Annotated in this window: 25 protein-coding genes; 14 read left to right on the forward strand and 11 right to left on the reverse strand. The window is 61.2% G+C overall.

Annotated features, from left to right (window positions below; translation table 11 throughout):
• Nucleotides 1-19 precede the first annotated feature (19 nt).
• The gene (locus JOF28_RS03530; protein ID WP_209704494.1) at nucleotides 20-328 is read right to left on the reverse strand and encodes a transcriptional regulator; all 309 of its coding nucleotides are present in this window, start codon (nucleotides 326-328) and stop codon (nucleotides 20-22) included.
• On the reverse strand, nucleotides 321-788 hold the full coding sequence (locus tag JOF28_RS03535; RefSeq protein ID WP_209704495.1) for a hypothetical protein: 468 nt from the start codon (nucleotides 786-788) through the stop codon (nucleotides 321-323). Before JOF28_RS03535 ends, JOF28_RS03530 begins: the two co-directional genes overlap by 8 nt.
• 606 nt (nucleotides 789-1394) lie before the next feature.
• On the opposite strand from JOF28_RS03535, the gene JOF28_RS03540 reads away from it, so the two are divergent.
• The 12 genes from JOF28_RS03540 (at nucleotide 1395) to JOF28_RS03595 (ending at nucleotide 13889) form a co-directional block, all read left to right on the forward strand.
• Entirely contained in the window at nucleotides 1395-2522 is a 1128-nt protein-coding gene (locus JOF28_RS03540; RefSeq protein WP_209704496.1) for a sensor histidine kinase, read from the forward strand.
• A complete protein-coding gene (locus JOF28_RS03545; protein WP_209704497.1) occupies nucleotides 2522-3163 on the forward strand; it encodes a response regulator transcription factor in 642 nt (213 codons plus the stop codon). Before JOF28_RS03540 ends, JOF28_RS03545 begins: the two co-directional genes overlap by 1 nt.
• 85 nt (nucleotides 3164-3248) lie before the next feature.
• Nucleotides 3249-3986: an ABC transporter ATP-binding protein gene (locus JOF28_RS03550; RefSeq protein ID WP_209704498.1), complete on the forward strand. Its 738-nt coding sequence runs from the start codon at nucleotides 3249-3251 to the stop codon at nucleotides 3984-3986.
• Nucleotides 3983-4744 (forward strand): hypothetical protein, encoded by a 762-nt coding sequence (locus JOF28_RS03555; RefSeq protein WP_209704499.1) that lies wholly within the window; start codon nucleotides 3983-3985, stop codon nucleotides 4742-4744. The genes JOF28_RS03550 and JOF28_RS03555 overlap by 4 nt, the downstream gene beginning before the upstream one ends.
• A gap of 10 nt (nucleotides 4745-4754) precedes the next feature.
• Complete coding sequence (locus JOF28_RS03560; protein WP_209704500.1) at nucleotides 4755-5498, forward strand: ABC transporter permease; 744 nt, start codon at nucleotides 4755-4757, stop codon at nucleotides 5496-5498.
• 548 nt (nucleotides 5499-6046) lie between these two features.
• Nucleotides 6047-8338 (forward strand): AAA family ATPase, encoded by a 2292-nt coding sequence (locus JOF28_RS03565; protein WP_209704501.1) that lies wholly within the window; start codon nucleotides 6047-6049, stop codon nucleotides 8336-8338.
• A 385-nt stretch (nucleotides 8339-8723) separates the two neighbouring features.
• Nucleotides 8724-9269, forward strand: a complete 546-nt coding sequence (locus JOF28_RS03570) for a HEAT repeat domain-containing protein (RefSeq protein ID WP_342452069.1) — start codon at nucleotides 8724-8726, stop codon at nucleotides 9267-9269.
• Between the two features lie 4 nt (nucleotides 9270-9273).
• Nucleotides 9274-10266 carry a HEAT repeat domain-containing protein gene (locus JOF28_RS03575; protein WP_209704503.1) on the forward strand — a complete coding sequence of 331 codons (993 nt, stop codon included), beginning with the start codon at nucleotides 9274-9276 and terminating at the stop codon, nucleotides 10264-10266.
• Nucleotides 10267-10326: 60 nt separating this feature from the next.
• On the forward strand, nucleotides 10327-11073 hold the full coding sequence (locus JOF28_RS03580) for a formylglycine-generating enzyme family protein (RefSeq protein ID WP_209704504.1): 747 nt from the start codon (nucleotides 10327-10329) through the stop codon (nucleotides 11071-11073).
• 492 nt (nucleotides 11074-11565) lie between these two features.
• Entirely contained in the window at nucleotides 11566-12144 is a 579-nt protein-coding gene (locus JOF28_RS03585) for a recombinase family protein (protein ID WP_209704505.1), read from the forward strand.
• Nucleotides 12144-12815 carry a hypothetical protein gene (locus JOF28_RS03590; RefSeq protein WP_209704506.1) on the forward strand — a complete coding sequence of 224 codons (672 nt, stop codon included), beginning with the start codon at nucleotides 12144-12146 and terminating at the stop codon, nucleotides 12813-12815. Before JOF28_RS03585 ends, JOF28_RS03590 begins: the two co-directional genes overlap by 1 nt.
• 54 nt (nucleotides 12816-12869) lie before the next feature.
• Nucleotides 12870-13889 (forward strand): DUF4365 domain-containing protein, encoded by a 1020-nt coding sequence (locus JOF28_RS03595; protein WP_209704507.1) that lies wholly within the window; start codon nucleotides 12870-12872, stop codon nucleotides 13887-13889.
• Between the two features lie 242 nt (nucleotides 13890-14131).
• On the opposite strand, the gene JOF28_RS03600 is transcribed toward JOF28_RS03595, so the two are convergent.
• The 9 genes from JOF28_RS03600 to JOF28_RS03640 all read right to left on the reverse strand — a co-directional run bounded on the left by JOF28_RS03600 (nucleotide 14132) and on the right by JOF28_RS03640 (nucleotide 24270).
• Nucleotides 14132-16093, reverse strand: coding sequence for an ATP-binding protein (locus JOF28_RS03600; protein ID WP_342452070.1), 1962 nt, complete (start codon nucleotides 16091-16093; stop codon nucleotides 14132-14134).
• 782 nt (nucleotides 16094-16875) lie between these two features.
• Nucleotides 16876-17595, reverse strand: a complete 720-nt coding sequence (locus tag JOF28_RS03605; protein WP_209704509.1) for a DNA-processing protein DprA — start codon at nucleotides 17593-17595, stop codon at nucleotides 16876-16878.
• A complete protein-coding gene (locus JOF28_RS03610; protein WP_209704510.1) occupies nucleotides 17592-19166 on the reverse strand; it encodes a YifB family Mg chelatase-like AAA ATPase in 1575 nt (524 codons plus the stop codon). The genes JOF28_RS03605 and JOF28_RS03610 overlap by 4 nt, the downstream gene beginning before the upstream one ends.
• On the reverse strand, nucleotides 19163-19777 hold the full coding sequence (locus tag JOF28_RS03615; RefSeq protein WP_209704511.1) for a YraN family protein: 615 nt from the start codon (nucleotides 19775-19777) through the stop codon (nucleotides 19163-19165). Before JOF28_RS03615 ends, JOF28_RS03610 begins: the two co-directional genes overlap by 4 nt.
• Before the next feature lie 161 nt (nucleotides 19778-19938).
• Nucleotides 19939-20700: an iron ABC transporter ATP-binding protein gene (locus tag JOF28_RS03620; protein ID WP_209704512.1), complete on the reverse strand. Its 762-nt coding sequence runs from the start codon at nucleotides 20698-20700 to the stop codon at nucleotides 19939-19941.
• Nucleotides 20697-21725 (reverse strand): iron chelate uptake ABC transporter family permease subunit, encoded by a 1029-nt coding sequence (locus tag JOF28_RS03625; protein ID WP_209704513.1) that lies wholly within the window; start codon nucleotides 21723-21725, stop codon nucleotides 20697-20699. Before JOF28_RS03625 ends, JOF28_RS03620 begins: the two co-directional genes overlap by 4 nt.
• Nucleotides 21722-22741 carry an ABC transporter permease gene (locus JOF28_RS03630; RefSeq protein ID WP_209704514.1) on the reverse strand — a complete coding sequence of 340 codons (1020 nt, stop codon included), beginning with the start codon at nucleotides 22739-22741 and terminating at the stop codon, nucleotides 21722-21724. Before JOF28_RS03630 ends, JOF28_RS03625 begins: the two co-directional genes overlap by 4 nt.
• Nucleotides 22738-23769 carry a siderophore ABC transporter substrate-binding protein gene (locus JOF28_RS03635; RefSeq protein ID WP_209704515.1) on the reverse strand — a complete coding sequence of 344 codons (1032 nt, stop codon included), beginning with the start codon at nucleotides 23767-23769 and terminating at the stop codon, nucleotides 22738-22740. Before JOF28_RS03635 ends, JOF28_RS03630 begins: the two co-directional genes overlap by 4 nt.
• Before the next feature lie 177 nt (nucleotides 23770-23946).
• A complete protein-coding gene (locus JOF28_RS03640; protein WP_209704516.1) occupies nucleotides 23947-24270 on the reverse strand; it encodes a DUF2469 domain-containing protein in 324 nt (107 codons plus the stop codon).
• Between the two features lie 120 nt (nucleotides 24271-24390).
• On the opposite strand from JOF28_RS03640, the gene JOF28_RS03645 reads away from it, so the two are divergent.
• Nucleotides 24391-25026 carry a hypothetical protein gene (locus JOF28_RS03645; protein ID WP_209704517.1) on the forward strand — a complete coding sequence of 212 codons (636 nt, stop codon included), beginning with the start codon at nucleotides 24391-24393 and terminating at the stop codon, nucleotides 25024-25026.
• Nucleotides 25023-26684 (forward strand): DNA polymerase Y family protein, encoded by a 1662-nt coding sequence (locus tag JOF28_RS03650; protein ID WP_209704518.1) that lies wholly within the window; start codon nucleotides 25023-25025, stop codon nucleotides 26682-26684. The genes JOF28_RS03645 and JOF28_RS03650 overlap by 4 nt, the downstream gene beginning before the upstream one ends.
• Nucleotides 26685-26734: the final 50 nt, after the last annotated feature.

The following is a 26734-nucleotide window of genomic DNA, read 5'->3' on the forward strand; positions in this document are numbered from 1 at the left end:
AGCCGACACCATGATTGGACTAACCAGTCGTGGTCCCTGCAATCTGTTGCAGGGCACGGACATGCGCATCGAACGCAACCCGTCCAGCAGAGGTAAGGGCCAACCAAGTAATGCGGCGTGCGTCATTTCGTCCGGCGAATGCGGCTTTGTTGGAGGAAACGTACCCGGCCGTGACCAAAGTCTTCAAGTGCTTGGAAAGCGTGGCATCCGAGATGTTCAGTGCGTCACGCAGAACAGCGAAATCAAGTTGTTCGACCGGACGCAGGAGCCCACAGATGCGCAATCGCACGGGCGCGTGGATGATCTCATCAAACGCAACCTCATTCACTACGCAACTTCTCCGTTGCTGATCGAAAAGCGACGCCAGCCAGCCACGTCGTCAACGCGAACGCGATAAGGCTGGTTATTGAGACAGCCCAGTACGCGCCGAAAGACACGAGACCGAGAGAAAGACTGAACAGCGCGAGGCAGATGGCAATGATCGCGACCGTTGCCCAACCGGCTCGGGCACCCATCGATCGGAAGCGGATCCCGGTCTCTAGCGTGATCAAGTACGAAACGACGAGCGTGACAACTATAGCCAGCCAACTCGATGTGGGCGGTTCGTAGCTCTCGCCAGGACTTGCCGAGGCCGCGCCAGCAACCCACCACGCGCCCACCCCGCCGAAGGCGGCCAGCAGCGCCCAGGGCACGTTTACGTTCGCTGCAAGTTGTTCCCGGTCGGCCGATAGCGCGTTCAGGGCGTCCGTGGCTGCGTCTGGCGATGGCCCGCTAAAGTTGTTTTCCATAACGGAAAGCATATTGTTCATTTTCCGAATTGGCAAGTAACTTTACGACCCACACCACCACGCACGCATTGTCCAGCCGACGCAGATCGCCACTTTTGCACGCAGTCACGGCCAATCTCGAGACATCGGCGCTACGCGTTGCTGGCGGAACCAGACAATGCTGGCGTTGGTGCGCCACCGTTTATCACCCACAAGTGACCCGGGTTCCTGACAAGCGCGCCACCGGAGCTTGACCCTAAGTGGGTCAAGAAGCGCCACCATTTTTCACTGCCCCGAGCAACACAGGGAAAGGCTGAGCATAATCCGCAGAAACATGCGGTTCTTGCAGCTCACGTAAACCAGGTTCAAGCCTCAAGCGCCACCGTTTATCACCGTGTTGTGTGGCAGCCCCGCTGTGGAGCGCCACCGATTATCACCGGGCAGATTGAAGACCCGTTCTCCAAATTTGGGCGGGCGCAAAGCGCTGGAGTTCCATGCCCTGGATGGGGACTGGCCTTATATCACTCCTCTCTTTGGCGTCGCGGTAGCCAGCTGCGTTGGACACGTACCTTCTACGATGGATACATGAAGACAGGGAAAGCTACTACTGCCCGGAGAGGTGGCGAGGTGTTGTCTTCTGCCGTTCTGCGCCAGTCTGCCTGGTGGGTCCTGGGTCGGAACCTCGTGTTCGGGCTGGCGGTCATCGCGGGACTGTGGCTGACTGTGCCCCCTCATGACGGAGACGCACGGTGGGTTCAGCTTGTGCTCGCCACTGCCGCGGTGGGAGGCGTGCTACTGAGCCGTAGCTGGCCAGTTCTCGCATTGCTCGTCACTGCCGTGGCGACGGGAGTCGCATGGGTATTTGGGGTGACAGCTGATCCATTTGTGCTGACGGGCTTCACGGTTTTCGTGCTCGCCGAGCGACGAGGCTCTCGACGGTTCCCGTGGTGGATGCTTATTGCTGCTCTTCTTGTCCTGTTCTTGTCGATGGGACTCGGTGCGGAGGGTGTCGAAGATCGCTTCCGAGGAATGCTGCTGAGCACGGTGGTGCTTGCGGCGTCGTGGGTACTTGGGGTGCGAACCCGGCAGGCGCGGCGTGAATCGGCAGCTCGCTCGCGTGCGGAAGAGCGGCTGCGGATGTCTCGGGATGTGCATGATGTTCTCTCACATTCGCTGGGCACGATCGGTGTCCGTGCTGGTATCGCGGCGCACGTGTCGACTCTCGATAACGCGCAGCTGCGTGCCGTGTTACACGAGATAGCGGATGACGCCCGCACTTCACTCGCTGAGTTGAAGGACTTGCTACAGCAAGAACGCTCAAACGACGAGGGTGTTTCAGCGACGCCCTCCTCATTGCCCTTGGTCGGAGCACTGGCTGACCTCGCACAAGCCGCGGAGCGCACAGGTATTCGCGCAATCGTGGAGGTGGACGGCGATCTGGATAGATTGCCCGCGGCCCTGCGGACGACCGTCCATCGGATCGCGCAGGAGGCGGTGACTAACGTCATCCGACATGCGGCAGCGTCGTCTGTTTCCATCGGTGTGCGCATCTCTGATGAGAGCGTCAAAGTCGAGGTTCGCGATGACGGGCAGGGTGCACCACAAGGCTTCCGCGAAGGGCATGGTCTGACAGGGATGCGTGAGCGGGTCGGACTACGGGGCGGCACATTTCGTGCGACAACTTCTACGCCCGGCTTCATCGTCACGGCGACCATGCCTTGTCGGGTAGCAGCTGAGTCAGGCGGTGTCTCATAGTGTCGATCCGGGTGTTGATCGCTGATGACGACGCAACGATCCGTGCGTCGTTGAACCTGCTGGTGGATAGCGAACCAGGAATGTCCGTGGTTGCGGAAGCGAATGACGGGCACGAAGCGCTACGCATGGCTGAGCTGCATCGTCCAGACGTGGTGCTGCTGGACGTGCAGATGCCCCGAATGACGGGGTTGGAGGCCACCCGCGTTTTGGCCGAGCGGCCTGGTGGTCCGCACGTGATCGTGTTGACCATGTTTGATTTGGACGATTACGTGTATGAGGCGTTGCGGGCAGGTGCGTCAGGGTTTCTGCTGAAGAACAGCCCACCCCCGGAGGTGTTGCGAGCAATTCGCATCGCCGCTGAGGGGAACGCGTTACTTGCGCCGGAGGTGACGAAACGGCTGATAAGTCGCTTTGCTCCGGCTCGACGAGACAAACGGGTGGACCTGCTCACTACCCGCGAACAGGAGACGCTGGTGCTGATCGGCAGAGGGCTGTCGAACGACGAGGTCTCTCAGGCGCTGTTTGTGACGCCAACGACCGTACGCACCTACGTCAGTCGTATTCTGACCAAGCTCGGTGCTCGTGACCGCGCGCAACTGGTTGTCATCGCCTACGAGAATGGGCTGGTTGGCATCCCCTGAATGCCGGTGGGTCCACTCCTTTGATCTCCGGATTGTCAACGTCTGCAGACTGACACATCGGGGCTGACTTGGTTGACTCGAAGGCATGATCGAAATCAGTAATCTTGTCAAACGCCACGGCTCCCGGGCGGTCGTTGACAACGTCAGTTTCTCTGCTTTGCCAGGACGAGTGACGGGGCTTCTGGGCCCAAACGGGGCGGGCAAGAGCTCGACGATGCGCATCCTCCTCGGCCTCGACCGCGCAACCTCGGGGAGCGCGCTGATCGATGGCGTGCCTTATCGTGCGCTTCAACGGCCGTTGTGGAAGGTCGGCGCGATGTTGGATGGCCCCGGTGCGAACAAGGGCCGTACCGCCCGCGCGCATCTGAGGTGGGTCGCGCAGTCCAACGCGATCCCCACGCGGCGAGTGGACGAGGTGCTCGAGTTGACCGGCCTACGGGATGCCGACAAGGTACGGATCGGCGGCTTCTCTCTTGGTATGGGGCAACGCCTTGGCATCGCGGCCGCGCTTCTGGGCAACCCGAGAGTTCTTGTGTTGGACGAGCCCACGAACGGTCTGGACCCTGATGGGATTCGCTGGACTCGGCAGTTCCTGCGGTCGCTTGCGGAGGAAGGCCGAGCAGTCCTCGTCTCAAGCCATCTGATGAGTGAGATGGAAGAGACAGCCGACGACTTCGTCATCATCGCCCGAGGCAAGGTCCTCGCATCGGGCACCACCACTGAAGTGAAGGGCGAACACCGCACTTTGGAAGACGCGTTCTTCGCTCTCACCGAGAACCAGGCCGACTACCGCGCCACCGGCACTGAGGGGTGGGGACGATGAGTGCACTTGCCCTGACACGCTCGGAGGCGACCAAATTCTTCAGCGCGACAACGATGTGGGTCCTCGCTCTGGTGACGATGCTCGCAACCTGGCCGATGGCTTGGACAAACGTGGCCTCCGGTGCTGACCTGCCGGCAGATGACCCTCGACTGTTCTCTGCCGAGCCCATCCCGATCAGCTACCAAGGCTTCGAGATGGCTGGCTTCGGATATGTCCTCGTTGTCGTGCTGGCTGCGCTGTGGGCGGGTAGTGAGTACGGCGCTGGGAAACAGATCCGGACGACACTTTTGGCGACTCCGCAGCGGCTGCGTGTGTTCATCGTGAAGACCGTACTGCTTGCCTGCGCGGTCGCAGTGATCGGATTTCTCACTATGTGGGGCACCATCGTCATCACCCACGCCGCCGGCAACGCCGGGATCGACCCGTGGGCACTGACCCCCGCGATCTGGGCGAACATCGGCGGCGTAACCCTGGCCTGGATACTTACTGCACTCATCGCGTTCGCCGTCGGCGTTCTTGCCCGTACCGCGATCCTGCCACTCATTCTCGTCATCCCCCTGGTCATCGGAATCGGCGATTTCCTAGCTGGATTTTGGGAAGGCGCGAAGTACCTGCCGGTCGCTGCGGGGGCTGCGCTCTACAGTGACACGTCTACAGGAATCCACCTCGGTTCTGTCGCTGGTGGGCTGGTTCAGGCCACATGGGCTCTCGCTTTGCTGACGGTGGCGGCGGTTTCCTTCGTCCGCCGTGACATGTGAGGCGCAGCTCATGATCCACGTACTCATCGCCGAACTGACCAAGACATTTACGCTGCGCAGCATCCAGGCCACTCTGGCCGCGGCGCTCGTCATCCCACCCGCACTTGCGCTGACATCCGGTCTCGCGTTCGACCCGTTGGCACCCGCCGCCGCAGCGTTCCCCATCGAGTCTCACGGGTTCGAGACGGCAGGTTTTGGGCAGCCTCTCGTGATCCTTCTCGCCGCACTCATTACTGGCACCGAGTACCTTGACGGACAGCTTCGAACGACACTGCTGGCCACGCCCGGCCGAGGCCGGGTACTCGCCACGAAGTTTGCTGTCATCGCGGCACTGTCAGCGATGATCGGCCTCATCAGCACGAGCGCTGCCGTCTTGGTGAAACATGCTGCCCTCGGTGAGTACGGACTGTCGGTTGGCATGTTCACGACCGAGATGGTCTGGAATATTCTGAGCGTCGCAGTCAACTACGCACTCATTGCGCTCATCGCTGCCTCGATCACGATCCTTGCGAGAAGCTTGATCGTCACCCTCGTCGTGCTTGTCCCTCTTGTGCTCGGTCTCACCATCTCCCTGCTTGGCGCGGTACCCATACTGAAATATCTACCTGACCTGACGGGAATCCAGCTCCTCACTACATATCCCGGCATCGGCCTACTCGATCCCATATCTGGCGGACTTGTCATGGCAGGTTGGGCCGGCCTGCTATCGGGTGCCGCGTGGATCATATTTCGCACGCGCGACGCCAACGGGTAGTGGGGTGAATGCATGAGCGGTCACCGCGCCACGGATCAAAGGGAACCTCGTCGCAGGGCTCAGGCAATCACAGATACAGGCGGCTTGTAGAGATCTCCTTAGCGAGACTCGAACCTGAAGTTGCCTTGGCACCGGGTCAATGCCACGGTGCCCGTCGGGCACCGTTCGAGTTCCGCACCACGAGTCCAGTCTCTCGCGAATTCACGTCCGGATACGGGGTGCACTTTGCGGAGGAAAATGTAGCTAGGTTGTTCCGTAGTGCGACCGAGTTACGCCACGGAACAACCTTTGTTATGGCCCCGTAACCTGCGACCCCGAGATAAGGACTAGAGCCAAAAGTCTCGCTGTTGAATTGCGTCTCCATGACACTCCCCATACTCGAACTTCGCCCCGTTACACTTTGCACCCCAACGTGCCGAAGAATTCAGGCACAACCCCGAGTGAGGTACCCGACCAGATATTGTCTGAAGAGGGTCGGCACTGCAAAGCGAGCTACGGTCACGTTGCAATATCGACCGAAGCGCCAAGAACATCAATGGGGAGAAATCGTGGAAATTGAGTCAATCACCGTCCAGGCCGACTATTGCTTCGGAGAGCAACCACTACGGCTCGGTGACCTCAAGAAGGTCAACTTCATCTTCGCACCAAATGGCGCAGGCAAGTCAACAATCTCAAGCATGCTGGCCAGACAGCCAAGTGATGCGGCCCAAAGAGCGACCTGGGATGTAGCACGTACGAATCTTCCGATTCGAGTGTTCAACGAGGCTTACCGATCACGAGTTCTTACCGAGCGAGTTAATGGCATATTCACTATGGGAGACACATCAAAGACGATTAATGACGAAATCGACGCGCTGAAAGACGAAATCAGGGATCGCACCAGCAAACGCAACCAGTGGCGCATAGAGATTGGTCCAGGATCCGACGACAAGGCCCCGAAAGGCCTGCTTGGGGACATAGAAAACTACCGAGTCGCTGCTCGCAAATCGATCTTCAGTGCTCACAAAGATATTGACGAATCTGTAGTTCCTCTAGTTTTCGAGGGATTTCGAAACAATCAAGACAAGTTCTTTAACGAGGCGCGCAAACGTTTCGGCGAGATACAGTCCTTAAACTCAGAAGTTGACTGGGAGCCGATCAAGACACGCGCCCAAAGCTTGAGCAGCGGCAAAAAGATACGTGTGAGTCTCCCCGACATTACGACGGTCAGTTTGATATCTGCGGACGATGTCGCCGAGGTTTCCAGCAAGAGCTCGCACGGCCAAGGTGGAAAGTTCGCAGAACTCATCCAGCATCTAAAGAACGAAGACTGGGTCAGTAAGGGTCGAGACTACGTAGATGAAGCGCAAGGGAAGTGCCCGTTTTGTCAGAACCAAGCACCTGCAAATCTCGAGCATGACTTAGCTCAGTATTTCGAGGGCGGGTTCGATGCGGCACTTCAAGGTTCACTCAAGATTGAAAGCGCTGTAAAACTTGTCGCTGCAAAGCTCGAGGGTGAGATCTCCGCGTTAGAAATTGCGTTGAGCGAGGATACGGAGGTCGAGGAAGAGGAATTCAGTCCTGCGATCTCGCGTGTTCGCGAAGCCGCGAAGCTCCTTCTCGCTGAACTGCGAGAGAGAAGCGCACACCCGACACAGCCGATCACTGTTTCTGATGTGGATGGTGTTGTATCTGAACTTGCGAAGCTCGTTGATGATGAGAACGAGAAGATCGAGCAACACAAACAGATCGTTGAGAATGCCAGCGTCGAGCGCGGCAAACTCGTCGCCGACGGGTGGGTGGCGTTCCTGTCTGGCACCGCCGTTAGCAACGAGCTGAAAAAGTTAAACGGGATTGAAGCAAAAAAGCAAAAGGAAATCACCGGGCTGCGGACCAAAATTACGGAAAGCGAGCACGAGGACGCTCTAGCAAATCCGAAGATAGACGACCTTCAAAAATCTATTTCCAACACGAGCGATGTCGCCGACAAGATCAACAAGCTACTCAAAGCGATGGGTTTCCACCGCTTCAGCCTAAGCAGCGCCGGTGATTCCAGCGGTGGCTATCGGATAGTCCGCGAAGATGGCAGCCCTGCATTTGATTCTCTCTCCGAAGGCGAGAAGTCCTTCATTTGCTTCGCCTATTTTTGGGAATCACTCTTCGGTAGCGAAGTGGCCAGCGGCGTACCTGAAGATGTTGTGGCCGTCATAGACGATCCGATCTCCAGCCTAGACAGCGACGCCCTTTTCATGATCGCCGCGTACATCCGCGATGCCGCGAATCTAGCCATAAAGGGAACCACCAATCTCCGCCAACTCATTGTTTTGACGCACAACACACAGTTTCATCATGAGGCTGCCTACACTGCAGATCGGAAATCGAAACAACGCCGTTATTTCAGGCTTGTGAAGGATCTGGATGGGTTCACCACAGTCCGTGACGACGAATACAAATCCAAGATCCGCGGTAGCTATCCCCTTCTCTGGCATTCAGTTGTTGAGGCTGCGCAAACCGAAGACGAATCAGATTTGGTACGTGTTGGCGTATTCAATATCGTCAGAAGAATTCTCGAAGGGTACTTCAAGACAATAGGAAACGTAAAGGATTTTGATCGGCCCAGCAACGCATCACCGATCGAAGAGCGAGTGGTTTCCCAGTTTCATGTCTGGGCTAACTCAGGGTCGCACACCATCGCGGACGACATAGACCAGACGATTGACGTCGGACGCACTAAAGACTTCCTCAGGCTGTTTAAGCAGTATTTCGACGTTCAGGGCCATGGGGCTCACTTCGACATGATGGTGGTAGCAAGTGATGGTGAGAGTCTCTTGGAGTCGGATCAGCTGTTTGCTCGGTTATGAAAATTCCGACTGGCCCCTAGCGCTGCATGAAGTAAACAGAAATGCCCGGAATACCAACCTCCCGAGGGTACCCATGTCGATCGTCCGTGACCTCATCAGGCTTTGCGTTCCTTGGTTGTGTGCAGTTCGCCGACGTCGTAGTTGACGGCGTCTCAAATCGCGCAGAAGTCGCACCGGGCGCGGGTGCACCCATTGTCGTCGCGTTGGGTTGACCTTGACACAGTGACAAGGTCTTCAATAGATGTAGGAGGTGGTTGCAATGACCCAAATAGGAATAGAAGAGTCGGCTTCAAAGCTGAGGAACGCTTTGGAAGCGTCTGCCTCGTCGGTGAGGCTACAGGCGGCTCTCACAGCGGGGAGCGCCCCGACCCCGGGCTACATCGACGTGCTGATTGACCGGTGCGCGATCGAACCGGACTTCTATGTGCGTGACATGCTGACGTGGGCACTGATCCGCAATGACGCGTCGGCAGTGGCCGAACGGCTGCTAACGGAGCTAGGCTCCGACGTCACACAAGCGCGGGCCCAGGCCCTTCATACTCTATCGAAGCTTGGACACCCTGACACTTGGCCCGCAATCACCTCGGCGCTCTTGCAGGACGAGGATGACGAGGTCGCTCGCGCCGCGTGGCGCACGGCTGCCGGATTGGTTCCCTCTGGCGGAGAAGCTGATCTGGCCGAGACTTTGTCAACGCAGTTCAACCGTGGAGATCGGGAGGTTCAGCTGAGCCTCAGCCGCGCGTTCGCCGCTTTGGGAGAGGGCGCGACGGCGGTCGTCGAGCGAGCAACGACCGACTCTGACACAGGGGTGCGTGCGCATGCGCTGGCAACCGAAATACTCATGCAAGATCCTGACGAAGCGTTCGATGCCGCGATTGCAGAAGCACGTCGAGTCGTTGCTCTTCGCGATTCGCCAGTTGTGAAGGATTGAGCGGATGCTTATCGGCGAGGTCTCCGAGCAGTCCGGGATCAGCGCCCGAATGCTACGTCACTACGACAAGATCGGGCTCGTATCGCCCACCGGACGGACGCACGGCGGGTATCGGCAGTACTCAGAGCAAGACGTTCAACGCCTCTTCCACGTAGAGTGTCTCCGCTCTCTCGGATTGAATCTGCAAGAGGTCGCAAAAGCGCTCGGAGACCTCGCGTTCGATCCGGCACCCTTGGTCGAACAGATGATCACCCGCACACGCACCCGCGTTGCCGAAGAGGAGGAGCTGCTGCGCAGACTAAACCAGGTACACAGGAGCAGCCCCGCCGCATGGTCCGACGTGCTGCGCACCATCGGACTGGTGCGAGGACTCGAAGTCGACGACCCGTCAGCGCGACAACGCCTCGCCCTTGCGCTAACCGGCGAGGGGCAAGCGGACGTCCCGTCCCTCACCGAAGCAGCGCTGAGCGAACTCGATCCCAACGCTGCGGGTGCTCTCTACTGGGCAATCGCGCGGAACGGTGATAAGGCAATCCCGATTCTTGCGGAGGCATTGAGCTCACCTGACGCCGGGCGACGAGGCCGCGCAGTCGAGGCACTGGAGAAGATTAACTCCCCCCGTGCTCTCGCTGCGCTTGGCGACGCCTTCCAACACTCCGACCCGTTGGTTAGCGGGCGAGCCGTGCTCGCACGCGGCACCCGCGGTGACACGGATGTCATTCCCGATCTGGTCGCCCTCATCATCGATGGCCGCTACGACATCGAAGCCGCGGATGCCCTTGGCGTGCTGGCAGCAGAGGACAGTTGTGCGGATGGCATTGTTCGTGCGATTGTCGCCGGACTTTCAGAAGCACCAGTCGCCGCTCGCCAACGCTTGACGGCTACACTCGCGGAGATTCCCGGGTCGGCGGCTGAAGCTACGCTCACCGCCCTCGTCAATGACTCTGACCGCGGCGTCGCTCTGACCGCGACCTCCGTCGTCCGCGCGCGCCGATGAGAACCTCATATGTGCGTCCGCAACCCGACCGGCTTATGGGAGACATGGGAACATTCTGGAATGCCTACCTTTGACCTTCGTCCGTTAACGGCCGGACAAGTGGAATTGCATGACGCTCGACGGAAACGCCGCTGGACCGTCGACCTAGAACCTTTTGCGATTGGGGCTGTCCCCGTCACCACCGCTCAATACGCGCAGCTGATGGGTAATAGAGAATCGGGTTCGGAATCGCCGCTGGTAGATATTACGTGGTTGGAAGCCATCAAGTTTTGCAATGCGGCCTCGATGAAAGAAGATCTTGCCCCTGCATACTTCTTCGAAGCAGACGAGGTGATTTGGCAGACCAACGCTTCTGGGTATCGGCTGCCCACCGAAGCCGAATGGGAATATGCGTGCCGAGCTGGCACTGTGGGGTCACAGTATGGACCCCTCGATGCCATCGCTTGGACATCGAACGACAAGCTGGAGAACCCGAAAGAAGTTGGTCAAAAAGAGCCCAATGCATTCGGGCTTCGCGACACTCTTGGAAACGTCTGGGAATGGTGCTGGGATTTGCTAGATCCTGCCCGCTACGGAGATTACCGGGTCTTCCGAGGAGGAGGCTTTGCTGACAAGCCGTGGAGTGTCCGGGCCTCGACGCGCCGAGGCGGTGCACCTGGAATGAGCCACCCAGACCTTGGCCTGCGGTTGGCACGCGGTGCATATGATGATGCTCTGGCAGCTCAAGGATGGTCATCGGCGGCAGACTCTGAACGTGGAAAGATCGCTGGCATGCTGCCATCTGGATGGACACCTAGGCGACACTAATTCCAACCAGTTTCGGCCTGGTTACATCCGCTGTTATTGCTGTCCCGCGGGAGGGTCCCACCACGACACAATCGCTACCGAACGTCTCTCGACTAAAAGTTTCGTAGTTCCGGAGCCCGCATCTTTCCGTACGCCCCGCCCGACTTGATGCCCGATGAACGTGGCTCCACGGCAACACACTTATCGCCTCGAAACCCTAGATAAACAAGACATATCGCCGCCGATTCACTGTGCGAGACCTATTCCTGCGCCCCACTGGCACGCCAGTTCTCATAACTATGCCTCGTAACCGACGGCGAATTCTCCAGTACCCAACGTCGCTTAGGAGACACCCCGTGAGCTCTACAAACCGCGCCTCGTCGCGTTCAACAAACGGTCGTTCGATGATGCTTTTGAAGGGTGGTTAAAAACACCCATTTCAGGCTCGCACGTCGTTCAACAACGGTAAGCTTTAAGCAATAACTGAACACGTTTATTGAACGGATCATTGTCATGGCACTGGTAGGACTTGTACGAGTAAACGCCAAGGGTCAAGACACTGCCCGGCAGCACGACGCGCTGGACCAGATCTGTGTCAAGGTCTTCGAGGAGAAGGTCAGCGGGAGCCTGAAGCTGGACAAGCGACCGGGGCTGCAGGCGGCGCTTGAGTACATCCGGCCCGGCGACATGCTCGCTGTACAAGAGGTCGACAGGCTTGGGCGCAACCTCATCGAGGGCCTGATCGTCTTGGAGGATCTATTCAAGCAGGGCATCCTCGTCAAGGTGCTCGAAGGCATTGCCGCTGGGGAGCACAAGGAGCGTAGCTTCCTGCTCGACCTCGCGTTCGCGCTGGCCGAAGACCGCCGCCGCGACATCGTGAAGAAGACCAAGAGTGGCCTGGAAGCAGCACGCACGCGAGGGAAGGTCGGAGGCCGTCCCCGTGTGGTCGACGAGGACAAGCGAACAGTAATCCTGGCTCGTCGGGAAAAGGGCGAGTCGATCCGAGCGATTGCTAAGGCCGTCGGCGTCTCTGTCGGCACTGTGTCTGGTGCCCTCAAGGAAGCACCCCTGGAAGAAAGCGAGGTCGCCTGATGGCTCAGGACATCGGCGAGCAATTGATCCTCGCAGAGTGGCTGTTCGTCGAGACGGTCGACGACCTCCGCCGGCGGAGCACCAATCCGGAGACACGAACCAGGTATGAGCTGTTGGGTATTGCGCCTCTGTTGCGAAAACTACTGACCGATGGGAAGGCCCTACTCAACACAATAAAGACCACACGACCCGAAGTTCCGATTGAATTTCACATCCGCTCTTGGAATGAGATCGAGGACAAGCTTGCCGCTGCGGGGTTACCACGCCACTTCGGGAACGGAGGTGAGCGGATCATTGGCGACCCCGGCGGTCCCGCCGTGGGATTGGAGCAGTTCCTCAAGACTGACATCGGCGTTGCCGAAGGTAACGACCTTTCCGTCAAGAGCGTGATCCGCTACTACGCTCACGTCGAAGGTGGGGTGCACTTCGGCAAGCCCGCTGAGCCAGGAGAATCCACTTTGAACGGCATGGCACCGTTGCTACTCGGACACTCAACTGGTCAGATCCAAATCCTTGGCAGCCTTGGGCAGATAGCCGTCGACGCGATGGAGCCATTGCGCCAATCCATCTTGTCTGAGCCAACGATTCATGGACTGTGGCATCGCAAAGATGATCACGGGCGCTTCATGAACCACTGGACGACTGAATATCTGCAGGCGCTGCGCGATTAGCACGATGCGTGGTGTGGGAGTTGCCCCATTCCATGTCTATGGGATCCTTTAGACATGACGGAAGCTCGAACCAAACAACGACAAAGGCGACATATCAGCGCAGACAGCGGTGTCGACATCGTCAAACGCAAGCTCCCTCGCTCGTGGGTTGTCCGGGAGATGAGCCCCGATTATGGCCTTGACTTGCACGTTGAAGTGTTTGGTCCAGATCCGACCGATCCCGAAAGCGCGAACACACTCGGCGAACATTTCTATATCCAAGTAAAAGCCACGGAGCAGATCGAGCTCCATAAACACGTCGTACGCAGTCGGGGAAATGTTACAAAGCTTGACCCTGCCCCCAACGACGGCACTCCGATGACGATCAGGGTCGCGAAGTTCACACTCGACACAGAAACACTTCTGACAGTTGAGACAATGGGTGCCGCTATTCCAGTTCTCCTTTGCTACGTCGATCTGAAGACTGAAGACGTCTATTACGTTTGTCTCAATGACTACTTAGCCAAAGTGTTGCTGCCCACCAATCCGGCATATCAGGAGCAAAACACGGCTACTGTCTACATCCCGTCGTGGAACCAGCTAGACCAGCACGATCCAAGCTTTTCGTATATCGGACTGCTTGCACGTAGAGGCAAGTATTATTCAGCGTTCAATACGTTTGCATATCAGCTCAAAGAGCTCGATAATGCTTTGTTTCGCGCCGGCATCCCTGAACCGAACTCGCCTGTAGTCGTTCCACCGAGAGAGCTTCTCACCCTGGTGAGGCTGTTTCTTCGAGCTGATCTTCGACTTGCGATCTGGGACAAAATCGATGGATCATACTGGTCGCCTCTGGAGGATGTGCAATCTGACCTAAAGACTCTGCAAGATACTCTCCCAAAGGTGGGCGCTGCGATACCTGCAATCGAATTGACGGAGTACATGAGCGCGTTGCACATTGGCTTCTCACGCGCAGTCAACCTTGGGCGCATGTATGAGGAATTGGTCCGGGAGTGGCGGCAGCCCACTTACCTTGCGGCCGGCTTGGACCGCAACCCAGCACAGGCAGTCAATCCGCCGGAATGGCCCGAATAGAACCAAATTCACATAAGTCATGGACATGGAGTAAAAAAGAGGTCGGCAAGCTGAACGGCACGCCGATCCGCTTGCCCACGGAAGACAGCTACAGGACATGCTCCGTCTGTGGCAGAGACTGCGAGTCAGATGTTGCTTTCGGCTCCAACAATGCGGGCGGGCGCATCGCATTCATCTGCCCCGTGCACGGTATCCAGAGTTTGGTCGACCCGTTCGAGGAACAACGGTAGCGGCTTTCGTAACTAGCTGGACGGCAACCCCAACCTGTCAAAAAACGCTCGGTTTCGTTCTTTCGCTCCATTGACAAGGCCGTCGAAACTGATGACTTCGATATACGCCTTGTAAGGCTCGTTGTAACCGAAGTACCCGAGCCCGTCGTGGGTCTTGGTCAAGTTGGACTTCTTGCATCGACTCACCATCGTCGGAGTGAGATCGGCAATCACATAGCAGAACGCAGGCGGCTCCTGCGGACTTGACGGGATCGGCCTCCCCATCGCGGTCTTCGTTTTACCCTCACGAATACGTTCGACGTAGTCCAAGCACTGATCGATCGGGTTCTCCCCTTCGGCCGCATCATTGCGCATCGGACGTTTGAGTTCGACGACGACGATCGAATTCAGCGGCGGATTTTGGCGGTCAGAAGTGAGCACCGGCAAGTCCGGTTGGATCGGCCGAGACACCACGATGTCTGGACGCTTCATGGACTCATCCCCAGTGATAACTATGCTCTTGAGCGATTTGTCGGACGCGAGGTAGTCATGAAAGACGAGCCGCTCGTCCAAAATCCAGAGATTCGACGCGTCCATCCCGACATCGTTCGAGTCTTTTCGCATCGGGAAAAGTAACTCGTGAATGGAATCTTCACGGGCGTACTTGCCATCTTCGCCCGATCGGATGAGCTCCTCAAGAATGTCGAGCGTGGTGCGACGTCGCGCGACATAGTTGGCCAGGTCCGACTGGTTGAGCTCGGTGAGGGTCTCGACGTACTTGGCAAGACGTTTGTCATAGCCTTCGGGCTTCTTGCCACTCGATACGGCAAACACGGCCTGGCCCTCGGCCAGTAACTCGGTCTCAATCTTCTGGGCGTGCTTGTGGAGCTCCAGCTCGAGGTCGGTGTCCTTCATTGACGGGTCCACGACGATCCCGGCCGATTCGATGCGCTTCATGAGAGGGCGGAACTTGGGCCCCTTCGTGCTCACGAAGTGGTTGATTCGCTCTTTGCTCGCGGTCTGCGCTGACGCCAGTGGCTCGGCAAGGGTCTTCGCAACCTCTTTCAGGACACCTGTACGGATGTCATTGAGCGTTGGCTCGTTGAGGATGGCTTCGCCCGGCAAACGATCTGGCAGGTCAAAATCAGTGCGGTCGGCCCTGACGTGGTCGTCAAGGAAGGCTGAAGACAAATAACAGACGTAGGTAAACTCGCCTGAGGCGCTGTCCTTCATACGAGCGTAGAGCCCAGGAAGCTTGCCAGCGATGCTCTCGTCCTTCACAACGCGGTTCGCGGCACACCAATGCAAGCGGGGCGTGGCGTTGCGGGCCGAGGTCTTCAGACGGAGGTTAAGCATTGTAAACGTCTGCCCTTTGACCTCGAAAGAAGCCGTGGTCTCTGTGTACCCAAGTTCTTCGACGAAGTCTTTGAGCGAGTAAGCTTCGTCGTCGTCCTTAACGACCACGTCAGGAGCTCCGCCATCGCGGAGAAAATACCAGATGCAGTGTTCGAAGATCTCCCGAGCGATTGCCTCGGCGGACTTCGCTGCGCTCTGCTGGTAGGCCTTCTTAAAACCGTCGAGTCGCACGGTTGTACCGGAATCAGTCAATCCTTCGGGCGAGACGCCCTGAACGACGTCCTGGGCAATCGAAAATTTGAACTGCCGACCAGAGAGCAAGCCACCGTCGTAGTACGCGCTACGAACCTCGACGCGGTCGAACGCCACGAGCCACAGGAGCCGCCCCACTCCACGACAACCAATGCCTGCCTTATAGTCGCTGTCGAGTGTCTCGAACGACGTCATGTTGTCGGGGGTGAATCCGACGCCGTTATCCACGACGCTGAAACCGGTAATGACCCTCATCGGTGAACGACCACGAGATTCGGCATTAAGGTCGAACACCCCTTGAGTCTCACGATGGATCTGGACGGTTAGTCGACCTCGACCGGCACTATCTTCGGGGAACCGGACGTCGATCGCCTGGATGCCGTTCACAACCGCCTCATGGAGCGGGAGTAGCGCGTGGCTCTTGGGTAGTGTCGTGTTCCGCACCCGACCCACCAGGGATGTCTTTAGCGCCATGGCCACTCCTCTGATTCGATTATCGAAACTCTATTTGAAGAGTCCGACATTAGGAGAGCCTCTTTTCACCGAGGTCGCCAGCGTCTTCGTCTCCTGAGTCCGAATCAGGGCCGCAATATGGTCGTAGACGTTTCGCCACTTAGTGCACCTTTCGAAGACCTCTAGAATCCACGCAATTCTATGGCGGTAAAGGTCTTTGCCCTAGGAATGCACGCTGCTCGGAGGGTCGGGGCCTTGTCCGACATCCCTTCGAATTGCACTTGGAATTCGACGCCGAGGCCATTGCTCCGAAAGCTACCCAGCTCAGAGTTGAATCCATGCATCTAGCCTTTACGTCCCCGGCGACGAAACGCCAGCCCCTCCTCCACATACACACAAATTCACCGCTGGATCGCTTGCCCTGATTGGAATCTACGACCCACTCTCATGGTCCACAATATTGTCCCCTGTCACTGTGCCCCGTGACCAGGGACATGGGACAGGCTCAGGCTGAGGTGGTGACTGTACTCCAGAACCCAATGCCTTTGATGGCTTCGGAGTACGTCTCCTCTTCGACTATTCGGGACACGGCGTTCAGAGCATCGTGAATCCGTTTGAGAACGAACGAACGTTGGATTGTTCTTGATTCGTCAGTACCCAAGGAAAACGATTGCGGGATTGTAATTCTCGAGTCTCCCCATCATGACCATCACGGCTCAAAAGCAAAAGTTGAGAAAGCATTGGGCGACCCCAAATTTCTCTTTCCTTTGGAAGCAACAACATAATTTGGGGTACAGAATATAGACGGCGCCCGAGACGATGGTGGCGCCGGCGGCGCACACGCCGTCGGTGATTTCTGCGGTGATGTGTGCCCCGTACCCGGTGTTTGCCCGTGCGCCGACGACGGCGAGCGAGATCTCAGACAGCAGTTCGGTGCGGCCGCGCGCCCACAGTACGACGGGGGCGTGGTATCCGAGGTCGTTGAGACTGTCTGGCCAGTGGGGGTCGCCGGGAATGAGGAGGCGTGTGTGGGTTTCGGCGGCGCTTGCCAGGTCGTGGAGGGTGGCGTTCTTATCCAGCCGGGGGCGCCACCTGGCGATCCCCTTGACGAACGCTGCGGGGTCGATGTCGAGGGACGCTGGGGCGCGGGAGCCTGTATCGAGTGTGCCCGCGATGACGGTCTCGAGGGCGGCGACGGCGCCCAGTGTGGCGATGAGGTGACCGGCGATGGCGTCACCGGGTTCGATGAGTCGCGCCCAGGTGGCGCGGGCAAAGACCTCGGCCACACGGCTGGACACCGGTTCAGTCGCTGAGGCTTGCGGGTCGATCGCTTCAGGAGCTGCGGGGTCGGGCTCAACATGGTCTGTGCCGTGGGCTTCCCAGATGGTCCGGATCAGGGCGTGGGTGCCCGGGTCGATGCCGAGTGTGCTGGTCATGTTCGGTCTCCTCCTCGTAGGGCCAGTGCTTGTGCGAGCTCGGGCCTGCCAGGGCGCGGGATCCCGGCGAGATCGGCGACGCTCCAGGCGATGCGCAGTGCCCGGTCGTATCCCCGCATGGTGATCGCGCCTCTGGCGTAGGCCTGGTCGAGCACCGCGGTGTCTGCGCGGTCGAGTTTGAAGGCGCCGCGCAGCATGGTGCCCGGCACCTCGGCGTTGACGCGCCACGGGGTGTGGCGCAGCCGGTGTGCGGTGCGGCTGCGCGCGGCGATCACGCGCTCGCGCAGTTGTGCGCTGGTGGGGCGGTGCCCCGGGTCGGCGTTGACGAGGGCTTGTGACACCCGGTGCAGGTTGAGCCGCAGATCGATGCGATCCGAGAGCGGCCCTGAGATGCGTTGTTGGTAGCGCATGCGCGCAATGGGCGTGCAGGTGCATTGGATGGCGGTTTCGACTGATCCGGCGTTACCGCAGGGACAGGGGTTCGATGCGAGCACGAGTTGGAATCTTGCCGGGAGTACCGCGCGCACGTTGGAGCGATGGATTTCAACGGTGCCTGATTCGAGTGGTTGGCGGAGTGCTTCGAGGACGTCTCGATTAAATTCGGGGGCCTCGTCCATGAGTAGCGTGCCGTGGCAGGCCCGTGTGATGGCCCCCGGGCGCACCGCGCTGCCGTGGCCGCCTCCGATAATGGCAACGGTGGAGGCGGTGTGGTGTGGGCTCTCAAACGGGGGCGTGCGCACGAGGGAGGTGAGGGTGTCGCCGCCGAGCGAGGCGATGCAGCTGGCCTGCAGGGCTTCGTCGTCGGTCAGTGGGGGCAGGATGGTGGTGAGCCTCGTCGCGAGGAGTGTTTTGCCCGCGCCGGGCGGGCCCAGCAGGGAGAGGTGGTGCCGCCCGGCCGCTGCGACCACCAGGGCTTCCACAGCTTCGGGTTGCCCGATGACGTCTGACATGTCTCCGGCAAAGGTGGGGTGTGAGGCGGCTGAAGCGTGAGCTTCACTCGTGCGGGGTTCTGCCCGGCCTGGTGTGCCCGTGCTTAAGGCGGCGATGCGCCGTTCCCCGCGGTACCAGGCGACGGCGTCGAGGAGCCCGGCCACCGCGACCACTTCGATGCCCGGTACCAGTTGCGCTTCTCTCACGCAGGAGCTGGGCACCATCACGCGGGCGAAGCCGTGTGCCCGGGCGGCGACCACCGCGGTGAGGAGCCCCGCGGGGCGTCGGAGTTCGCCACTGAGCCCCAGCTCCCCCAGGTGCACGGTGTCACTCATATCGCTTTCAGGTACCTGCTGGGAGGCGGCGAGCGCCGCCAGTGCGATAGCGAGATCAAACCCCGAGCCGTGTTTAGGGAGCGCGGCGGGCGAAAGGTTGACGGTCACGAAGCGGCTCGAGACGGGCAGCCCAATCTGCCCGGTGGCGGTGCGCACCCGCAGTTTGGCTTCGGCGAGTGCAGCGTCTGGTAGCCCAATGATCGCCATGCCGGGAAGCTGTTGTGAGACGGCGGCCTCCACCATCACCACCGTGCCGTCGAGCCCGGTGAGCGACACGGCGGCGGCACGACACACATGGGCGCTCATGAGATGCCCTGCAGGTGGTCGATGTTGGGCGCGTACCCGTCGCGCAGCACAATACCAATGGCGTCGATGCGCAGTTGGGCCCACCACCGTCGGGGCCGATCACCTCGAACACCTACAACGGGGCGGTCATCTGAGGCGAGGGGGCCGTCCAAGTCGGGGCAGCCCGTTAAGGCAAGGCGGTCGCCCATTCCAGCTGTCGCAGCGGTATCGGTGAGGTCGCTGCCATCGTGTGCGCGGCACCACTCCACGAGCAGCCGGCGTAACCGCGCGGCCTTGCGGTCGGTGATCGCCTGCAGCGGGTGCCCGTACCCGAGCCCCGTGCGGGTTTTCACCTCGACGGCGACGAGCGTCTCGCCGTCCACGGCCACAAGGTCAAGCTCGCCGTACCGGCTGTACCAGTTGCGGTCGAGGATGCGGTAGCCCAGCCCCTCGAGGTACGCCGCCGCGATGGCTTCGCCGCGGGCCCCCACCGTGCGGTTGTGCGAGGCAGAACGCGGGGCGCTGTGTGGGGCGCTGTGCGGGGCGGCCACTGGTTGCGCGGATGACGCGGATGGCACGGCTGCCGATGCTGCGGGGCGGCGGGATTGCCCGCCAGCCAAGTGCTGGGTCATGGTGCACCTCCTGGTGCACCATCATGGGCTCAGCGGCCACCCGCCCGGCAGGGGGTCACCCGCAATGGGGATAGATCACGTGTTTTCGCGCTGATCGACGTGCTGTGGACGAGGCGGCGCGATCCGGAGCAGCGTGGATCGTACGCCCCTGCGGCCCGGCGCTATTCGCGGTAGTAGACGGCGACACGGCGGCCGCCGTGTTCGATCACCTCAACCGGGGTTTCGAACACGCGTTCGAGCACCTCGGGGGTGATGATTTCTTCGGGGGTGCCCGAGGCGACCACGCGGCCATCGGCGAGTGCGACGATGCGGTCGGCGTACGCGGCCGCAAAGTTCACGTCGTGGATCACGAGCACCACGGTTTTGCCGAGGGTGTCGGCGGCGGCCCGCACCTGCCCCATCATGGCGACCGCGTGGCGCATGTCGAGCCCGGTGAGGGGCTCATCGAGCAGCACGTAATCGGTGTCTTGCGCGAGCACCATTGCCACGAACGCGCGCTGCCGCTGGCCGCCCGAGAGCTCATCGATGAAGCGGTCTTCGAGGCCCGCGAGGTTCAAGAACGCGATGGCGGCGTGGATGGCGCGCTGATCGGCGGCCGTGATGCGGCCCGCCGAGTGCGGAAACCGGCCGAAGGTGACGAGCTGGCGCACCGTCAGCCGCGCCATGAAGTGGTTTTCTTGGCGCAGAATGGAGATCGTTTTCGCAAGATCTTTGGGGTGCGCGGTGCGCACGTCGAGCCCGCCCACCTCGACCGTGCCCTGATCGGCCTGCAGCAGACGACCGATGATCGTCAGCATCGTGGATTTGCCTGCCCCATTGGGGCCGATCAGCGCGGTCACCCCGCCCCGCTCGATCGTGAGGTCGATGGGGCCCAGCACCTGCTTGTTGCGGTAGTGCTTGGCAATATTTTCGAGACGAATCAACGCAGTCCCTTTCGCAGCAGCAGGATGAGAAACAACAGCCCGCCAGCAAATTCAATGATCACGGTTACCAGGCCCGCCGCCGAGAACACGTTTCTGAGCACGAACGTGGCGCCCAACAGGGTGACGAGCGCGATGCCGATCGCGAGCGGCAGCACCTCTGTGTGAGAGTCGCCGCGCGCGAACTGGTAGGCGAGGGTGGCGACGAGGAAGCCGTAGAACGTCATCGGCCCCACCATCGTCACTGACACCGAGATGAGTACGGCCACGGCGATCAGAATGCCGATCACCTCGCGCTGGTAGCGCACGCCCAGGCTCGTGGCGACGTCGCGCCCGAGCGAAACGACGTCGTAGCGACGCCTGCGCGACCACACCCACACGAGCACGACACCCACGATGACGGCCGCCACGGGCAGGTACTCAACATTGCCCTTGCCAATCGAGCCAAACAACCGGGCGCTCAGCACGTCGAACTCGCTGGGGGTCAACAGCCGCTGCATAAACGTTGACACCGAGCCAAAGCCCATGCCCAGCACGAGCCCCACCATCAGCAGCAGGTGCAGGTTGGTGCGTTTGCCCGAGAACAGCCAGCCATACAGCACGGTCGCAAACACGATCATCATGAGACTCTGCGCGATGATCTTCGGGATCCCCTCGAAGCTTTGCGCCGATACCCCAAACACAAACACGAGCGCGGTCTGCGACAGCACGTAAAGGGCGTCGAAGCCGAGAATTGACGGGGTCAGAATACGGTTGGAGGTCGCCGAATGGAACAGCACCGTCGACACCGCCTGGCACACCGCGACCAGCGCGATCGTGGCAAGCGAGGCGAGCCTGCTGCGCACGATGATCATGAAGGCGGCTGATCCGGGGGGCGCGGGATTACCGTAGGTGAGAATCGCGATCGCGAGCAGGGCCGCGATGATAAACACGACGATCACGGGCGCATAGTGCCGGATCCAGGACATGCGCGGTTCGGGCGCCTCGGGTGCTTCGCCCGAACTGGTGAGTTGTACGGGGCTGCTCATGCGGTCCTCCGCAACAGCAGGGAAATGAAGACGACGGCGCCGACAAGGCCGAGCACCATGGACACCGGAACCTCGAACGGCATGATGATGAGTCGGCCGATGAGATCGCACGCGATCACAAGCCCGATGCCGCCCAGGCACACCCAGGGCAGATTTGAGCGCACGTTATCACCGCGCATCATCGACACGATGTTGGGCACCACGAGTCCCAAAAACGGCAGAAACCCGACCACCACGGTGGTGACGCCCGAGGCGATCGCGACCAGGCCGGTGCCGAGAAACAGCACGCGTTCGTAGTTCAGGCCAACATTGGTCGCGACGTCTTTACCGAGGCCCGCGACGGTGATGCGATCGGCGAACACGAACACCAGCACGGTGACGATCCCCACGATCCACAGCACCTCATAGCGGCCGCGCACGATCTGCGTGAAGCTGCCCATGAACCAGGTGGAGAGCATCTGCAGCAGGTTGAACTGTGCGGCGAGGAAGGTGGTGAGCGCGCTCACCACGGCGCCCAGCATGATGCCCACGAGCGGCACGATGAGGGTGCTGCGAATCACGATGCGCTGCAGGATCAGCATGAACAGCATGGCCCCAATGAACGCGGCGACGCTTGAGACCACCATGCGGGTGACCATATTCGCCTCGGGCACGACCAGCACCGTGAGTAGCAGGCCGAGGGCGGCCCACTCGGTGGTGCCCGAGGTAGTCGCGTCAACAAACCGGTTTTGCGTGAGCATCTGCATCACGAGCCCACTCACCGCCATCGCGGCTCCCGCCAGCACGAGCGCGATCGTGCGGGGCACGCGGGTGATCCAAAACATCTCGGAGCCAAAGGCCTGGCCCGAGATGTCGTACACGCCCACCGCGAGGGACGCTGCAATGAGCCCCGCCACCACGATGATGGCTGCGGCGAGCGCCCACACGGTGCGGGGTCGCACAGCGGGGCGGTCACCCGTTTCGGTGGCCGCCCCGCTGTTTCGGCCTGTTTTACTCAGGCCTGTGTTTTCGATCATGCTGCGGCGAACGCCTCCGAGATGTTGGTGAACAGTGCCGTGTAGGCCTGAATACCCTCGGTGAGGTAGAAGTTCGGGTCGAGGATCACGATCTGCTGCTTCGTGACGGCGGGCACCTGGGCGAGGGCTTCGGCGTCGCGGATGAGTTCGTTGGCGGGAGCTGACCCGGCTTCGCGTTCGGCCGGCGCGAACGAGGCGTCGCGGTCGAGGGCGAAGATCCAGTCGGGGTTTGAGTCGGCGATCGCTTCGACCGAGATGTCATCACCCTGGTGGTCGTTAGATGCGTTCTTCACCTCGAGGGCGGGGGTCAGGTCGAGGGCGCCGAAGATCGAGCCGAGCGAGCGGCCGATACCGGGGGCGATGTAGCCGATCTGGCCGGCCGAGGTGTTGACCGCCATTACGGTCTCGCCCGTCGGGTAGTTGCTCTTGGCGTCGGCGATGGCGTCGTCGAGCTGGGTGTTGAGCGCTGCGGCTTCGTCTTCATGGTCGAAGATCTGGCCGAGGATCTCGGTCTGGCGCTTGAGCTCTGCGAACTGGTCTTCGCCGTCGCGCGGGGCGATCTCGATGACGGTCGCGTCGGGGTTCTGCTTCTTGATCTCGGCGTACTGGTCGCTGAAGCGGTAGCCGCCGATGATCAGATCGGGCTCTGCCGCGACGATCATTTCGAGGTTGGGTTCGCGGTGCGTACCGATGTCGAGCACGGCGTCGTCGTCGGTGTACCCGGGCCAGGCTGAGCCCATGACTCCCTTGGGGGCGGCGACGAGGTCGACATCCCATGCGGCGAGCGTGTCAAAGGCGGTGTTGTCGAGGGCGACGACGCGCTGCGGGTTCACGGGCACTGCGATCTCACCGTGGTTGTCGGTAATGGTGACGGTGTCAGTGCTTGCCGAGATATTCGCGGCAGGATCGGTGGGCTCAGGAGCGCACGCGGTCAGGCCAGCAGCGAGGGCAAGGGTGGCGCCAAGCGCGAGGGCGACGCGGGTACGACGAATGGCACCGGTCGTACGAAGAGTGTGGGGTGACACCATGGGGTTCCTTTGATCAGGTGAGCTGGGCACCAACTTACCATAGCCTTACATACATCAGATGTTCAACCTTTGGTGCAGAAATGGCACCGCTCGCGCCTCGCCGCGGGGCACACAGCGGGCCGGTGGCAGCAAAGAAGCGGGGGTGGTGACACCCCCGCTTCTGCCACACCGTGCCCGCTACTCGTCGAGTGCGAGCTCCTGCGGCAGCTTGAATTCGCGCGCCGACAGTTCTTCGACGTTCACGTCCTTGAACGTGAGCACCCGCACTGACTTCACGAAGCGGTCTGAGCGATACACATCCCACACCCACACGTCGTTCATCGTGAGTTCGAAGTAGAAATCACTCCCAGCATCTTGGCGCTTCAGATCGACCTCATTGGCCAGATAGAAGCGTCGTTCGGTCTCTACTACATAGCGAAACTGGCTGGCGATATCGCGGTACTCGCGAAAGAGCGACAGCTCGGCGTCACGTTCGTAATCGTCTAGCTCTTCCTCGTTCATCTCTCCCATCCTACGCGCTATCTGCCCAGACTTTAAGCGGCGCTGCGGGCACGCTCAGGGTAACCACGCGGGCACGGGTGCCGGATTGACTTATTCGAACATATGTTCGAATATGGCTACATGGTTTCCACCACCGTTCAGTCACTGCAGCAGCGCATCACCCAGATGCAGCCCACGCGCCTGCCCGAACGCAATCTCCCCACGCACCCGGGGCTTGGGCCGGTGCTTCCTGGCGGTGCCATTCACGCCGGATCGAGCTACTCAGTGCGCGGTTCGTGGCAACTTGCGCTCGCGTTTCTCACTGAGGCCTCCAGCGCCGGAGCCTGGTGCGGGGTGATCGGCTGCCCGTCGTTTGGCGCCGAGGCTGCCGCCGCCATGGGCGTCGCTCTCGATCGCTGCATTCTTATTCCCTCCCCCGGTGCCCACGGGTTTGCGCTCGCTGGCGCGCTGAGTGAGATTCTCACTGTCACGCTGCTGCACGCCCCCGCGCAGGTGCCCGCGGGCGTCGCCGAGCGCATCGCGGCGCGGCTGCGCGAACACCAGTCGGCTCTCGTGGTGACGGGAGACTGGCCCAACACCGCCGCCACTCTCGAGGTCACGGCGTCACGCTGGGAAGGTCTCGAGCACGGCTTTGGCCGGCTGCGGGCCCGCACCCTCGGGGTGGCGACCCGCAGCACGCGCGGCACCGCGCACCACACGCTGCGCTTCGCAGATGGCGCCCTCGCCACGGCACCGCCCACGAGGGTGCGGCCGTGAACGAGAGCGAACGCGTGATCGTGGTGTGGCTGCCCGATTGGCCGGTGACCGCGCTGCGCCAGCAGCTGCAGTCGACAGCGACGGAGCCCCCTGCGGGCGACCCCGCTGAGGTTCCGCTCGCGCTGTGCGCGCAGCGTCGCATCGTTGCGTGCTGCGCGATGGCCCGCGCGGCCGGTGTGCGCGCGGGGATGCGTGAGCGCGATGCGCAGGCGATCTGCCCCACGCTCGAGCTGCATCCGCATGATCCGGATCGCGATGCACGCCTGTTCCTTCCCGTGCTGGCCGCGTTTGAGCAGGTCGTCACCGGGCTCGAAGCGCGGCGCCCGGGCCTCGCCGCGCTGCGGGCTCGGGGCCCCGCCCGCTATTACGGCGGGGAAGAACCCGCCGCCCACACCCTGCTGAGCCGCACCGCCCAGCTGGGATTGCACACCGCGCGCATCGGCATCGCCGACGGTTTATTCGCGGCAGAGCAGGCCGCACGGCAGCCGCGCGCCGTCACCGTGGTACCGCCCGGGGAGTCCCGGGCGTTCTTATCGCCGCTGCCCATTGCGCGCGCGGCCCCCGAACGTCTCGCCGCCACCCTGCAGGGGCTCGGCATTCACACCTTGGGTGCGTTCGCGGCGCTTCCCGAAGAAGCCGTGCGCCAGCGGTTTGGCAGCGACGGCGTTGCCGCCCACCGCAGGTCACTGGCCGCGGGCCCCCGGCACGGCACCGACATTCGCCCCCGCACTGTCCCCCAAGAGCTCTCAGCCCAGATCGAATTCGAACCCTCCCTCAACACGGGCGCAGCCCTGGTGGCCGCCGCTACCGCCACCGTCACCCAGTTTTTTGCCGCGCTCGATGAGGCCGCCCTGATCTGCACGGGAATACGCATCGAACTCACCGACGACACCGGCGCCCGCCACGAACGCACCTGGTCGCACCCCACGCACCTGCGCATGGAAGACGTGCTCGACCGGGTGCAGTGGCAGGCCGAATCGGGGGCGCTGTCGGCGGCGAGCGCCTCTGCGTCCGATGACCGCGGCGGGGCCGGGGTCACCCGCCTCACGCTCACGCCCACCCGCACCGACCGCGCGGCGGCTCACGAGGCGGGCCTGTGGGGCAGCGAACCCGATGAACGCGTGCGCCATCACCTGCGGGGCATCCAGTCAGCGCACGGCCGCGACAGCGTCGGCACCGCCTCCCTGCGTGGCGGTCGCCTCGCGCGCCACCGGCAAGAGTTCACTCCGTGGGGATCTGACTCGCACACTGAACGCAACGGCAGCGCGGCCGGTCTCCCCTGGCCTGGGGCGTCCTCAGCCCCCGCGCCCGGCCTGGTGTTCTCGCCACCGCTCCCAGCCTTGCTCAGCGACCCCTCAGGCGCCCCGATCAGCGTCACCGAAGACGACCTCCTCAGTGCCGTGCCCGCCACCCTCAGCGTGCACGCCGGTGACGACGCAGGTTCCACCGCGCATCCCGCCACTCATGCCACCGTTTCTCCCGCCGCGCTGCCCCGCCACGTAGCGGTCACCGCGTGGTCTTCCCCCTGGCCGGTGCACGAGCACTGGTGGGAGGGCTCCCCCGCCAGAGTGCGATTGCAGGTGGTGCTCGCCACCGGTGACGCCTGGCTCCTCTGCCACGAGGCCGGCGGCTGGCTCGCTGAGGGGCGATACGACTAACCGGCACTCCGTTCATCCATCCGCCCGTCATTGCACGCCGACACAGACCG

The organism is Leucobacter exalbidus (genome assembly GCF_017834145.1).
GTDB classification, from domain to species: domain Bacteria; phylum Actinomycetota; class Actinomycetes; order Actinomycetales; family Microbacteriaceae; genus Leucobacter; species Leucobacter exalbidus.

What these genes read in the sequence shown, in the direction of transcription:
- JOF28_RS03580 (WP_209704504.1), top strand. Translation starts at nt 10,327, where the DNA reads ATGCCTACCTTTGACCTTCGTCCGTTAACGGCCGGACAAGTGGAATTG.
- JOF28_RS03645 (WP_209704517.1), top strand. Translation starts at nt 24,391, where the DNA reads ATGGTTTCCACCACCGTTCAGTCACTGCAGCAGCGCATCACCCAGATG.
- JOF28_RS03630 (WP_209704514.1), bottom strand. Translation starts at nt 22,741, where the DNA reads ATGATCGAAAACACAGGCCTGAGTAAAACAGGCCGAAACAGCGGGGCG.
- JOF28_RS03555 (WP_209704499.1), top strand. Translation starts at nt 3,983, where the DNA reads ATGAGTGCACTTGCCCTGACACGCTCGGAGGCGACCAAATTCTTCAGC.
- JOF28_RS03625 (WP_209704513.1), bottom strand. Translation starts at nt 21,725, where the DNA reads ATGAGCAGCCCCGTACAACTCACCAGTTCGGGCGAAGCACCCGAGGCG.
- JOF28_RS03535 (WP_209704495.1), bottom strand. Translation starts at nt 788, where the DNA reads ATGGAAAACAACTTTAGCGGGCCATCGCCAGACGCAGCCACGGACGCC.
- JOF28_RS03550 (WP_209704498.1), top strand. Translation starts at nt 3,249, where the DNA reads ATGATCGAAATCAGTAATCTTGTCAAACGCCACGGCTCCCGGGCGGTC.
- JOF28_RS03595 (WP_209704507.1), top strand. Translation starts at nt 12,870, where the DNA reads ATGACGGAAGCTCGAACCAAACAACGACAAAGGCGACATATCAGCGCA.
- JOF28_RS03635 (WP_209704515.1), bottom strand. Translation starts at nt 23,769, where the DNA reads ATGGTGTCACCCCACACTCTTCGTACGACCGGTGCCATTCGTCGTACC.
- JOF28_RS03605 (WP_209704509.1), bottom strand. Translation starts at nt 17,595, where the DNA reads ATGACCAGCACACTCGGCATCGACCCGGGCACCCACGCCCTGATCCGG.
- JOF28_RS03640 (WP_209704516.1), bottom strand. Translation starts at nt 24,270, where the DNA reads ATGAACGAGGAAGAGCTAGACGATTACGAACGTGACGCCGAGCTGTCG.
- JOF28_RS03575 (WP_209704503.1), top strand. Translation starts at nt 9,274, where the DNA reads ATGCTTATCGGCGAGGTCTCCGAGCAGTCCGGGATCAGCGCCCGAATG.
- JOF28_RS03610 (WP_209704510.1), bottom strand. Translation starts at nt 19,166, where the DNA reads ATGAGCGCCCATGTGTGTCGTGCCGCCGCCGTGTCGCTCACCGGGCTC.
- JOF28_RS03585 (WP_209704505.1), top strand. Translation starts at nt 11,566, where the DNA reads ATGGCACTGGTAGGACTTGTACGAGTAAACGCCAAGGGTCAAGACACT.
- JOF28_RS03615 (WP_209704511.1), bottom strand. Translation starts at nt 19,777, where the DNA reads ATGACCCAGCACTTGGCTGGCGGGCAATCCCGCCGCCCCGCAGCATCG.
- JOF28_RS03560 (WP_209704500.1), top strand. Translation starts at nt 4,755, where the DNA reads ATGATCCACGTACTCATCGCCGAACTGACCAAGACATTTACGCTGCGC.
- JOF28_RS03590 (WP_209704506.1), top strand. Translation starts at nt 12,144, where the DNA reads ATGGCTCAGGACATCGGCGAGCAATTGATCCTCGCAGAGTGGCTGTTC.